The following is a 12,854-nucleotide window of genomic DNA, read 5'->3' on the forward strand; positions in this document are numbered from 1 at the left end:
GATGCCAAATCAGGGCGATCGTCAAGAGATTAATACACCCCCTGCAGGCTGCGGTCGATCGCAATTGACAAGGTTTGGCCAGTCCGACAATAAGTTGTTAACCAATAAGTAATTAATGGAAACCCTGGGGGGGTGACAAAGAGGCCTAGGAGATAGACCGAATAAGGGTTGCGGCCCGCATACCTTGTTGATAAAAGCGGCGTTTATTGGGAGCTAACTTCATTAACTGTTCCACCTCTAATGAAAATTGTTCTAGGTAATCAACCCACTTTTCTTCATCTAAACCAACACCAAATGTACTCGGTATGCGATATTTTTTCTTGGGCTATTTTCGGCGACATACATATTTTGGGAGCTGCTTTTTTCTCAATTGACTACCTTGAAATATTGCCTCCAGGTAGGCGATAGTTATCAGCAGAATCATGTTAATAATACCAATTTTCTAAATTTATGCTACAGATATAACCTCTAAAATAAATTCCCATCTCGTCAAAGAAGCAATAACTTCCAACGTCAACTTATTTAACTCTTTTTGCACCGCTGCTCTCAACTCTTCTATTTGGTCAAATCTCAACCATTTCAATTGTTCTTTTACGTATCCCCACAGTCTTTCTATGGGGTTTACTTCCGGACTGTATGCGGGTTAAAATAGTAAAATCACATTTTCGGGTATGCTGAGATTTAAAGAGTTATGAAATCCTCCCTTATCTACTTGAATTATATGTAAATCCTCCAGATACTCACTGGCAAATAGCTCTAAAAACTTCTCGAATCATACTGTATCTAAATGTGTAAATTCATAAAAAAAGCTGGCTCCAGTTAGCGGTTATACTACCCCATAAAGCCATAAATAAGTAAAGAAGTGCCATTGCACTTTCCCTTGCGGTTTTATGCCTCGGCTCGTCAATTTTATTCTCTGAACTGTGTGCAAGCCTATCCGACTTTCATCTCCACTCCAGTATCGCACTTTTCTCCACTGCTTTAAAAAGCTTTCACTCTGACTCAGACAGCCTTTAATTAGAGATGACAGTTTTTTAAAAATTCTTCTACTGCCCCTGGTTTCTGTTTTTCACTCACGAGATGAGGGGCTTTTAATTATCCTTTGAGCCGATATCTTGCCCATTGATGTACTGTCCGATATGCCACTTTAACCTCACAGCAGCTTGTTAACTATTGATGGACTTCTTTCAGGGTAAGCGCATCTAATTTTGTATTTAAAAATACAGATTATTGAACCCACTTGTAGATTGATAGAGACAATTTTAGTATCAAAGATGTTATGTAGTATGCTTGTAAGAAAAAAGTGTCTATCTTACTTAACAGGTCAGTCTTATGGCATCAGGTTTCCAATCTCGAAAACACAGGATTAAAAGCTCAAAAAGATTGAGTATAGCTCAGGCGACTGCACTGACAGAAAAAATGGCATTAGTATTTGGTGATATCAAAGACCCTCGTGTAGAAAGAACGCGTGTCCATACATTAAGAAATGAAAAATAAATAACTTAATGAATTACTCAGGTTGGGGTACGCCTCGATAATTCCATTTGGGCAAATATTCATCAAAAACAATTTGCATAGTATTTTTGAAATTATCAGCTACCTTTCTGCCAGTTTTATAAACTTGATTAAGGATATTTATAGCTACAGATAGTCCCGTTTTAGTTTGAGTTTTTTCTACGAGAGCTTTGACTAATTCTAAGGTTGTAAAAATTACTCCTTGACAGGTCATAGTAATATGAGGAAAAAGTCGATGTTCTATGGGATTATATTTAGATGTATAAGGAGGGTAATGAGCAATTCCGATCTCAATTCCTATGTCATTAACTAATTTCTGTAAATCTTGTTTGAAAATATAATAATTAGCATTATTACTACCTCCACCATCACATTTAGCCAAGATAGAATTAGCGTTAGGGTAGCTAGCCTTTCCATAATTATTCCACCAGTATTTTAAAGACTCACAGGTGAATTCACTGGTATCTTTACTGTTTCCTAATGTTATATATCCTCGGTTGTGTTGAGAATCATAAATCCCATGTGGGAGCACTTTTCCGTGACCTAAACTCCAAAAATCACGATCGAAAGTAGTGACAGGTTCTTTTGTATAGAGAGTTCCCGGACGAGACAAATTACCTAAAACTTCTTTTTTTTTGGTATCAAAACTAATAATAAGATTGTTGGCTATACTCTGTATCAAGTCTCGCAATATTTTTAAATTGAGCGTCCCTATTTTTGTTGCTTCCTATTGTTTGCTTTTTTTGGGCTTTCCGTTTCACATATCCATGCTTTTTTAATAATTTTGCAACGGATGGGAGACTAATGGTAAAACCTGCTGCTCATAGTCCAGAAGCTATTTCTTTATGCGTCAAATTAGTCCATGTGATTAACTCATTCATTGGGTCTCCAGCCCTGTGGTTTTTTAAAACTTCTAAAAAGGCTGCGTCAATGCCAATTTGAGTAGACAGAATACTTTTTCTTCCCCCGACTTTCTTTCTTATCCTGGAATTATTTAGTGTCTCTGAGGCCATTTTTTCTAAATCTTTTAATCCCTTGATCGTGGTATTTCGGCGCCAGCCCAAAAGTTGCGTTACATAGCTGATTCCACCCCATCCTAATTTTTGAGTTTCTATAGCTGCATACCTTCTTTTATCCTTTTCTGATAAGTATTTGTAAAATTTTTTCATTTTTGACTCTATTGAATTAGGATAAAACATGGATTTAAACGTTACTTGGAGTAGTTGAGAAAAAAAACATTTGTGAGCCGATTTCTGTAGGAAATAAAATTGCAATAAGCGCATTTTTTTCATGATAACCGATAACTCATCAACTTATTTATTTTTCATTACTAATAGATATTTTGAGCGTTGGAATATTGTCAGTAATTGCAGGAGGTAAGGGATGGGAAGACATGGAAAATTATGGATTAAGTAAATGTGAATGGTGGGAGCAGTTTTTAGCTTTACCAGGAGGTATCCCAAGTGCTGATACATTTCGACGAGTCTTTGAACGCATTAATCCCCAAGTATTTGAGCAATGCTTTCGACGTTGGATAGAATCAATATTTGAGGTAGTAGGGGCGCAGGTAATTCCCATTGATGGTAAGACTATCAATGGCTAATACGATAGAGATCAGGGGAAATCAGCTTTACATCTAGTGAGCGCTTGGTCGAGTCAATATCGTCTTGTTTTAGGACTAGTATTGGTAGCAGATAAATATAATGAAATTACTGCAATTACTGCGTTATTAGAGTTATTAGATATGGCGGGATGTATTATTACGATTGATGCACTGGGTACGCAAACAGCCATTGCATCCCAAATTTTTTTTACTAAAGCTGATTACGTTATAGCCCTTACAGCTAATCATCCTACACTTCACGGACAAGTAAAAAATTGGTTTGAGCAACAATTGTCTCAAGGGTTTGAATGTATTATCTATAGTTATGACCAACGAGTAGAGCTCGCGTCACCATCGGACTAAGAAACGCTCTTGTTGGTGTGTTACTATTTCTCAATTACTAACTTTACATAACCAAAAAAATTGGGTTAATCTTCAATGTGTTGTCATTGTAGTCCAGGTCAGAAATCTTTGGAATAAAACTACCCATGAAGTTCAGTTTTATTTAACGAGTTGGGAATGTAATGCTCATAAATTGCGGCAAGCTATCCGTCTACATTGGGGTATTGAAAATGGTCTGCATTGGACTTTAGATGTCACCTGGAATGAAGATGCTTGTCGCGTCCGTACTGGTCATGAGCCACAAAACTTAGCCTTGCTGCGACGAATTGCTCTTAATGCTTTAACTGTAGTTTAGACTAAAAAATGATTGCAGCCAAAAGTAGCTGCCTTTGAATATCCGGCAAGCTGTTACTCAAAAACTCAAGAGGAAGAAGATTAAATAACTAATCTTGAAGACTTTTTGCGTTGAGAAACCCGTTTTTTCACAGTGGGATAGGACGGTGCCTTGGTTCGTACCCTTCCTTTTTCCCAACCAGGGGATTTTCCCCTCTGTTTAGGCATTTTCGCGGGAGTACCAATGTCAACTAAAACCGACAACATTGATTGGGCAACACGTCCAGGGGTTAAATTGGTTGTAGCAGATTGCCTGCAGTAATACATTCTCAACCACTAAATCCCTAGCTAGCCAGAGTTGCCAACTCATCAACGGCATTAAATCACTCCAACGCTCGGATTGTTCGGGAGTTCTTAGGTTAGGCAATGTCCAGTGTAGTCGTTGCTTGACAAATTTATACCAATGATCCACTCCAAAGCGTCGTAAATACTTAAACCAGACTGTTTCTAGAGGGAGAGTTCGTTCTCCCACCCAAGCCAACCATAAGGGTGGAAACGGCTGACCGTTTGACATGGGCTTCATTCTTTGGACGAGGATTAAATTGACTCTGTGTTCAGCGGCACGATAAAAATGCAAGTCAAGCGATTGACTGACTCGAATTTGTCCCAACTGTGAATGTTCGTCAATTTCAATCACATTATCCGTTTGGAGCCATGTGCTTGGGTCATTGAGTCTCATTTTCTGCCCGTGCTTACGTGGTCTACCGCGACCACTATAGGCTGGTGGTTGACCACTTTTCAGGCATTCTTTCGGACTCTCATTAAACAATCAGCTTGAATATCTGCTTGCGCCAGTACCCAATTTGCATTGCCATATTCTCTATCTAAAACTGCTAAGACTGGATTAACGCTCTGTTCACAGACAAGTTTGAGTTGGGAAGCTGCTTGAAGTATAGGTGAAAACTCACTACTAATTCTTTCATGGAGTAGGGGTAATGCCCAGCTTCCTTGTGCTTCTGCTATCCACGCAATGGTACTGTACCCTTGTCCAATAATTACGCCCCCCTGATATTCATGGGTTCTATCTTTTAATGTTTTAGCATCTGGTCTCCCCCATGCAGTGTGGTCAATTGCCACTAACAGATGTTCTGCTACGGGTACTTGTTGTTCTAATTGCTGGAGATACAGCAGCATCAGTTTTTTCCGGTCTGGCCTACAGTCTTGCAATGCCTCGTAAACGCTTGACCATTGACGATTGAATAATGGATTGAGCGAAAATTCGGCCAAACATGACGAATTCCTGGTGGTCATCACTGCATCCATGAGCTCTCTTGTTGCATCCTTGCCTCGTACCAATAACTCGTATGCTTCTTGACGAAAGTCCTTTAATCGTTCACTGTTCATTTAAGGAGTGAATAGGTTTTTATTTTTCACCCTCATTCTCTCCTTAACGGTGGCTCTAGTTTTTCTTGAGCCACCGTTCTTATCTTTAGTTAGTCTAAACTACAGCTTTAAATCTGGAGCAATCTTGCAAACGTAGTAATCGCCAAAAATCCAATCGCGCCGCTATGGATAATAAGGCGTTGCTGAATTGAGGTATGATTTGTGGGGTCAAGGGATATTTTGGCTACCCGATTTGCCTCGGCAAGAGCGCGATTGAAATGATACGATGGATAGGGAACCGGAACCTCCCAAAACTTAAGATAATGAATTACTAACCTCATTGAATGTTTAAGCATTTCTACCTCCTGGAGAATAGCACAGTGTCTTGCGATGAAGTCGAGCCAAATAATGTCTTAGTCGCGTATTCTCGCCCTCTACTCTGGTCATGTAAGTTTTACAGATAATTTGGTCTCCATCTGGGATAAGCTGCTACGCAGCTAAACCGGATAAAATAGCATTGCTTTTATTTTTGATTTTTCGCTCCCATTTGATAACCATTTCTCCTTCATTTAATAATCTATGTAGTAATTCTGACAATTCTTCTACTGACTTAAACAGTCGATGTGCTATATATTCTTTCGCTGAATGCCAGACCAATTCAATCAAATTATAATCGGGGCTGTAAGGTGGCAAAACTTCTAAAATAATATGAGGCATTTCGGCTGATATTTGGCTCAGAATATCTTTCTTTTTATGAAAACTAGCATTGTCTAAAATAATTACAATCTTTATTCCTGATTCGGCAAAACTTTCAGTTTGATTACCCAGTTCTCTCCATTCTTGAACTAGCGAATCATTTAAAGGATTAATTTGCTCATAAAACGTATTCGCATCTCCTTTTTTTATTACAAAATTTAACCTTTTTTGTCATGATATCTCAATCCACCCATGATATTTACTCTGCCTTTTCTCCTTTGACCTGTGATTTTTTTTCGACTACCTTTTTTACCCCAAGTTTTTCTTCTTATCACTCGCTCTTCTATATCCACTTTCGTCCCAAAACCGTACCTGTAAAAGCTCTGGGCTTTGTTTTGTTATTTTTAAAGACTCGGATAGCTTCTGTTTAAATACTTCTCTTTTAACGGGATTTTGTTTGGACTTTAAACTATATTTAGCCCAAATGTAAACGTATTTTTTTATGTAGTATCCTGGATATTTGGAACTCAATTTAATTCCTGTGACTTTTTCTAAATATGTTGCTAGTCTGGCTGCCGTCCATCTCCCAAATTCATATCCATATTCTGCCGGATCTTTATCGATTGTATCTATTAATATTTTTTTCATACTCTGGAGTGAGTTTGCGAAAATTTCCTGGGCTTCTTTTATCTAAAAAACTATCCCAATTATCTGGGTCGCCATGAACTGACCAATAAGCTACCGTTGTGTAAGCAATCTCCATAAATTCACTGATTTCTACATAAGTTTTTCCGCCATTTATTAGCAATAATATTCAAACTTTTTCCCTCACATAATTATCATCAGACTCTTTTAAGAGTTTAATGAGTCTCTGTTTTTGATTTTGAGATAGATGGTTTTTGGCTGGCATACATTATAACTAACGATCGCTTATTTTATATTTATATTATACAATCTAGCTGCGTATCAGCTTAAACATGGGGTAAACTGGCCATCCATCTGTGATATAAAAGTAATATTTCCAATTGCCAACTAACTCCCATAGCGGCCGAAAAGTTATAGCACTATCAGTTCCCAATACCCATCCTAAAATCCCTGGCTGAAAGTAATTTACGGCTGTCCACAGCCAAATTTTATTTTTTTTACCAACAAATGTTTCTAGTTCATCAAGTTCTCCCACCAGGGGAATTGTCTCGGGTTCGTAAGCATCTCTGAGCAATTCTCCTACTTGCTTTACCCAATTTATAATGCTGGTGTGATATACTCCTTTAATCCTCTCAATTGCTCAAAAACCCATACCATTGACCGACATTTTGAGACATTCACGTTTAACTTCTTCCGAGTAACCTTTATGAGGTTGGTAGCAATCTATAAATTGTCGACCACAACCGACACCAATATAATTTTGTTTACCTTTATTCTGACCATTTTTATTGACCTGAGTTGACTGACATTCAGGACATTTCATAAGCTATTGGTTTTTTGAAGTGTTATTTTTTGGCGCTCGCACTATAAATTCATCATACCCTAATTCAGCAACGCTGATAATAACTATATGCTGACTATTCTCGCTGCTTGTTTATTCCCCCATGATGATGCCTCTCAACCCGCTTGTCAATAGCCTTTGAGATGCGCTTACCCTGGGACTTCTTTGTAGCTTCTGAATCCTGCGGGGTCTTGCACTTCTTTTGATAATCTCTCTACCGTTTCTGGACTCATTATTCAAGGTCGAACTGAAGGAGGTTTCTGGGATAATACTTCTTCGATTCCCCCCGCAAGGGTAGCTAGACAACCATCTCGCGATCTGTAGTACAATGTTTCCCGGCGCCTCACAGCAGCAGACAAGACGCTATCTACCGCTTGGGTCTTGAGCCAATATAGAACTTGCAGTTTTTCGTGACGAGTCGCATCTTTCTCTTTCCTGAGAAGAGCTTTTAGCTCTTCTTCTGTTTCCCTTATGTCAATCTTAACAACTCCTGACATTTTTCTTCCTTCTATTGGCGTACTAGCTTACAAAAAGGACACCCATTAACTATAGCACTATTTTAGGAAATTGGTATAAGGCGGTTTCCTTTGAGGCTAGTTCCTTCAAGATTGTAGCCGAGTGTTTTACAGTCTCGGAACATTTATTCAATGCCCATCCGTTGCTTGTAAGCATCGATAGCTGCCGGCAATGAGCTTAAATCTGTGAGAATAAACTACGCTTCCTCAACCTTCCATGCCCCATAGTTTCTTTTCCACTTACAAGCAATATCAAAGCCAGTGGCAGGCTGAGTTTTCCTCACTCTTTTACCTTAAAATATAAATAGGTTGCTGGTACTATTCCTAATTCATCTAATTGTTGGCAGACTAAATGTTCTGTTTCGATAGAATAATTTCTCTTCAGTATTAAAAAAAAGACCCACCTTTTTTTTAAGCCTGTTTCCCAAGTCGATCTAATAAAATTCACGAACGACTAAAACGATTAATTTATATTGGAAAAACAATGGTAAAACTTGCTGTATATTTGTAGTTTGTTCGTCGAAGTTGCTGCTTCATAATTTTGGCAACAATGACCAGTATAATGGAATTGCTCTTCGCTCCGAGATTAAGCTGACCATAAACAGATGAATACACCCCCATTGGCTGCGATCGATTGATCTTGACAAGCTTTGACCAACAGGGCAACAAGTGGTCAACCAATAAGTAATTAATGGGAACCAAATTAATTCGATCGCTCTCGTGAGGTAAATCTAAAAATCTTTGTAATTTGCCGCCGACTTTCGGCTGTAATTAGGCAGGGAAATACTCGCGAGAGCGGTTCTAATCTCTCTTGTTTTTCTGCTTGCATCAAGGATACTTGGTTGTCATCATCAGAAACTGAGATGGCGCCAGGTATTTTTGTAAATGAGTCGGGTAGAATGTTTGTATCATTATTATTTTGGATAGGCAAGCGTGTAACAATGCTGCTGCCTATCTTTTTTTACCACAAATAGGCTCAATCCTTACTAACTATGGGTTTGGGGCTGGTTGTCACCCCCCCAGGTTATGTCATCTATCTCGCGCTGGCCCCTTCGCAATATTACTTAATAAATCTCCCCATCTTTATCAAAACTTTAATTAAAAAGGTGTTTATAAAGAAAACTTTATAGAGATTTTCTGAAAAAACAGTTAGGGTTAGTACAACCTTCAGAAAGAGTTTCGGATGCAAGTCGCGAAACAGGGAAATTATTGTCTTTTTTTAGCTATTGGTCAGGTGTGGTATGCCAAATTTAAATAATCAAGTTTCAGGAAGTGCGATCGCCTTTATCGACACTCAAGTTGAAAATTATCAAAGTTTGATTGCTGGGGTAAAACCGGGTACGGAAGTAGTCGTTTTGGATGGGAACCGGGATGCGATCGACCAAATTACTGAAATTTTAGGCGATCGCAGCAATATTGACAGCATTCACATCATTTCTCACGGTGCTCCGGGCAGCTTGCAACTCGGCGATGGTAGCTTGAGTTTAGATGATCTAGAGGGCGATCGGCATTCTCTACAGCAGTGGTTTTCGCAACGAACCGACTCAACGGGCAAAAATCGACCGACTATCCTCCTGTACGGGTGCTTAGTAGCAGCAGGCGAGACAGGTAAAGCATTTGTCAAACGCTTGAGTGAGTTAACCGGGGCCTGTGTTGCTGCTTCCCAAAACCTCACGGGAAGTGTAGCAAAGGGCGGCGACTGGGAATTGGAAGTGAGAACCGGTTCAATAGAAACGCCGCTGGTATTTGAAGCCGAAGTGTTAGCGGGTTACGAGTATGTTCTGTCTACTTTTGGTACTGCGACTAATTTTCCCATAACCTCCGGTCTCCGTAACGTTGCGACTGCGGACTTTAACAAAGACGGCAATCTTGACCTAGCCTTTGCTACCGAGGGAGTTAATCGCAACGTCTCGATCGCATTGGGAGATGGCACTGGCCAATTTGGCGCTGCCACTAATCTTAACACCAGCGCGCCGGTCAATCTCAACACCTCCTCTGTCGCTGTAGGCGACTTTAACAACGACGGTAATTCTGACCTGGTTGCAGCTAATTATGCGATTGACGCCGTTTCTGTCCTGTTAGGAAATGGTAATGGCACTTTCGGTGCAGCCACCTACTTTAGTGTGGCGTCAAACTTTAGTGTGCAGTCAAAACCCATTACCGTCGCTGTGGCAGACTTCAACGGGGACGGCAATTTAGACTTAGCTACAGCCAATCAAATCTCTAACAACGTCTCCATCTTGCGGGGTAATGGTAATGGTACTTTTGACGGACTTACTACTTTGAGCCTGGGGTTAATCCCTACTTCTTTGGTTGTCGGCGACTTTAACAAGGATGGCAAGAATGACTTAGCGACAGGGAGCCTTGGTACTAACATCGTATCCATCAGGTTGCAGAATGCTAATGGCACTTTCGGCGCCGCCACTAACTTTACTGTTGGTGGATATGGCGTTAGTAACATTGCTATAAGAGACTTTAACGGGGACAATAATCCTGACTTAGCAACCAGCAATCCAAGCTCAAACAACGTATCAATACTGTTAGGAAATGGCACTGGAAGCTTTAGTACAGCTACCAACTTTAGCGTTGGCGTTGGAGCAGGAAGCCTTGCTATTGCTGACTTCAATGCCGATGGAAAAGTCGATTTAGCCAAAGCCAACAGTACATCGAACAATGTCTCCGTCTTGTTTGGAAGTGGCAATGGCAGCTTTGGAACTGCCACTAATTTTGTTGTGGGAGACCAGCCCGTAGGTATTGTTGTAGGCGATTTTAACAATGATGGCTTATCCGATTTAGCTACGTCGAACTTTGGCTCTCAAAACACCTCGATTCTGCTGAATACATCCTTCCCGGCGGTAAATTTCGGTGCGGCAACTTACAGCGCAACAGAAGGAACCGCAGACACGGTAGTTAATATTCCCGTCACTCTGGGCGGCACTCCTGACGCTGCTGTAACCGTACCAATTGTCATCGACCCCAGCAGCAGTGCCACCCCTAATTCAGACTACACCATTTCCCCTACCTCGATTACATTCCCCGCAGGTGCAACAGGTGCCGCACTCACCAAGAATATTGCAGTTACTATCAAACCCGACAATCTCGCTGAAAACGCCGAAACCGCAATTCTCAACTTGGGCACAATCACCGGTGCCGTTGCAGGTACAACAAAAAAAACAACATTAACTATTGCTGCTAACGGTACAGTTTCTTATGCTATCGCCGCCGGTACTGCAAGCATTGCTGAAGGCAATAGCGGCACAAAGCCTCTGACTTTTACTGTGACTCGCAGCGGCAACACAGGCGGGGCAAGTAGCGTCAATTATACGATCGCCGGGACTGCTACAAACGTCAGCGATTACAACAACATCGGCGGCACTTCTGGGGCAACTGCTGTTACTGGCACAATTAATTTTGGCGCCGGTGAAACATCCAAAACCATTACTCTCGATGTATTAGGCGACACCCTAGTTGAACCCGACGAAACCATTACCGTCACCCTTTCGGGTCCCACAGGCCCGGGCCTAACACCGACAATTACCACTGCTACCGCTACCACAACTATTCCTAAGGATGACGAAGCAGGCTTTACTATTAATCCGCTATCGGGATTAACTACAAGTGAAGTTGGCGGCAAGGCAGAATTTACAGTCAAACTCAACGCTCAACCTACTGCTGATGTTACTATCGGTTTGACGAGTTCCAATACAGCAGAGGGAAGAGTTTCGACTAATAGCTTAACTTTCACTCCCGCTAACTACAATCAACCGCAAACAATAACAGTGAGTGGTGTTGACGATTTGGTAGCTGATGGCCCTCAACCTTACAAAATTTTCACGGCTGAGGCTGTGAGTACCGATGATAATTACAATTACCTCGATCCTGATGATGTCACCGTCACCAACACTGACAATGACACTGCGGGAATTACGGTTAATCCGACGGCGGGATTAACTACGGGTGAATCTGGCACCAAGGCTAACTTTGCTGTGGTTCTGAATAGTCAGCCGACTGCGGATGTGACTATCGGTTTGAACAGTGACAATGTTGCCGAGGGAACTGTTTCGACTAATAGTTTAACTTTCACTCCGGCTAACTGGAATACACCGCAGCAGGTGACAGTAACAGGGGTTGACGATTTCGTAGCTGACGGCGATATTAACTACAAAATTGTCACGGGGGCTGCTGTTAGTACCGATGCGAATTATAACAACCGAGATGTAGCGGATGTTAGCCTTAGCAATCAGGACAATGATACCGCTGGTGTTTCTATTACTCCTGTGCAAACAACTGCTACAGAAGGCGGTCCCAATGGCAATTATGGCATCCAATTAACGTCGCAGCCGATCGCCCCTGTAACTCTCACTCTCACAACAGGTAATCAGATAGGGGCGATCGCGCCTGTGACTTTCACTGCCAACAATTGGAATGTCGCTCAAACCGTTACGGTGCAAGCTGTTGATGATACGGTTGTCGAAGGAGCGCACAGCGGTAATATCACTCACAGCGTGAGCAGCACTGATACTAAGTATAATACACTGGTGGTTCCAGGGGTGACAGTGGCTATTACTGATAACGATGTAGCGCCACCACCACCGCCGCCGACGCCGACACCGACGCCAACTCCAACGCCGACAACTGGGACTCCCACACCAACACCAAGTCCAACGCCGACAACTGGGACTCCCACACCAACACCGACGCCAACGCCGACAACTGGGACTCCCACACCAACACCAAGTCCAACGCCGACAACTGGTACACCAAGTCCCACGCCGACAACTGGTACACCAAGTCCCACGCCGACAACTGGTACACCAAGTCCCACGCCGACAACTGGTACACCAAGTCCCACGCCGACAACTGGTACACCAAGTCCCACGCCGACAACTGGTACACCAAGTCCCACGCCGACAACTGGTACACCAAGTCCCACGCCGACAACTGGTACACCAAGTCCCACGCCGACAACTGGTACACCAAG

Annotated in this window: 7 protein-coding genes and 6 pseudogenes; 4 read left to right on the forward strand and 9 right to left on the reverse strand. The window is 41.7% G+C overall.

All coding sequences use genetic code 11. The features are described from left to right. Positions 1-448: 448 nt before the first annotated feature. A pseudogene (locus tag QUB56_RS34895) lies at positions 449-631 on the reverse strand (IS630-like element ISMae27 family transposase); the annotation flags it as partial. 701 nt (positions 632-1,332) lie between these two features. Here QUB56_RS34895 and QUB56_RS34900 point away from each other — a divergent pair. Continuing rightward, positions 1,333-1,497 carry a hypothetical protein gene (locus QUB56_RS34900; protein WP_332960940.1) on the forward strand — a complete coding sequence of 55 codons (165 nt, stop codon included), beginning with the start codon at positions 1,333-1,335 and terminating at the stop codon, positions 1,495-1,497. Between the two features lie 13 nt (positions 1,498-1,510). On the opposite strand, the pseudogene QUB56_RS34905 reads toward QUB56_RS34900, so the two are convergent. Together QUB56_RS34905 and QUB56_RS34910 are read right to left on the reverse strand one after the other, a co-directional pair. Next, a pseudogene (locus QUB56_RS34905) lies at positions 1,511-2,276 on the reverse strand (ISAzo13 family transposase). Between the two features lie 60 nt (positions 2,277-2,336). Continuing rightward, complete coding sequence (locus tag QUB56_RS34910; RefSeq protein WP_332960941.1) at positions 2,337-2,684, reverse strand: hypothetical protein; 348 nt, start codon at positions 2,682-2,684, stop codon at positions 2,337-2,339. A gap of 173 nt (positions 2,685-2,857) precedes the next feature. Here QUB56_RS34910 and QUB56_RS34915 point away from each other — a divergent pair. Next, positions 2,858-3,481: pseudogene (locus tag QUB56_RS34915) on the forward strand (ISAs1 family transposase). A gap of 25 nt (positions 3,482-3,506) precedes the next feature. Continuing rightward, positions 3,507-3,815 (forward strand): ISAs1 family transposase, encoded by a 309-nt coding sequence (locus QUB56_RS34920; RefSeq protein ID WP_332960946.1) that lies wholly within the window; start codon positions 3,507-3,509, stop codon positions 3,813-3,815. Between the two features lie 225 nt (positions 3,816-4,040). Here the strand turns inward: QUB56_RS34920 and QUB56_RS34925 are convergent, their stop codons facing one another. The 6 genes and pseudogenes from QUB56_RS34925 to QUB56_RS34950 all read right to left on the reverse strand — a co-directional run bounded on the left by QUB56_RS34925 (position 4,041) and on the right by QUB56_RS34950 (position 7,855). Further along, entirely contained in the window at positions 4,041-4,532 is a 492-nt protein-coding gene (locus QUB56_RS34925) for a hypothetical protein (protein WP_332960942.1), read from the reverse strand. A 59-nt stretch (positions 4,533-4,591) separates the two neighbouring features. Then, positions 4,592-5,197, reverse strand: coding sequence for a hypothetical protein (locus QUB56_RS34930; protein WP_332960943.1), 606 nt, complete (start codon positions 5,195-5,197; stop codon positions 4,592-4,594). Between the two features lie 272 nt (positions 5,198-5,469). After that, a pseudogene (locus QUB56_RS34935) lies at positions 5,470-5,659 on the reverse strand (IS1 family transposase); the annotation flags it as partial. Positions 5,660-5,665: 6 nt separating this feature from the next. After that, positions 5,666-6,782 (reverse strand): annotated as a pseudogene (locus QUB56_RS34940) (IS630 family transposase). 63 nt (positions 6,783-6,845) lie between these two features. After that, positions 6,846-7,340 (reverse strand): annotated as a pseudogene (locus QUB56_RS34945) (IS1 family transposase); the annotation flags it as partial. A gap of 254 nt (positions 7,341-7,594) precedes the next feature. Beyond that, positions 7,595-7,855 (reverse strand): hypothetical protein, encoded by a 261-nt coding sequence (locus tag QUB56_RS34950; RefSeq protein ID WP_332960944.1) that lies wholly within the window; start codon positions 7,853-7,855, stop codon positions 7,595-7,597. Between the two features lie 1,259 nt (positions 7,856-9,114). On the opposite strand from QUB56_RS34950, the gene QUB56_RS34955 reads away from it, so the two are divergent. After that, a partial coding sequence (locus tag QUB56_RS34955; RefSeq protein ID WP_332960945.1) for a DUF4347 domain-containing protein occupies positions 9,115-12,854 on the forward strand: 3,740 nt, incomplete at its 3' end.

It is taken from the genome of Microcoleus sp. AR_TQ3_B6, from assembly GCF_036702785.1.
Taxonomy (GTDB): domain Bacteria; phylum Cyanobacteriota; class Cyanobacteriia; order Cyanobacteriales; family Microcoleaceae; genus Microcoleus.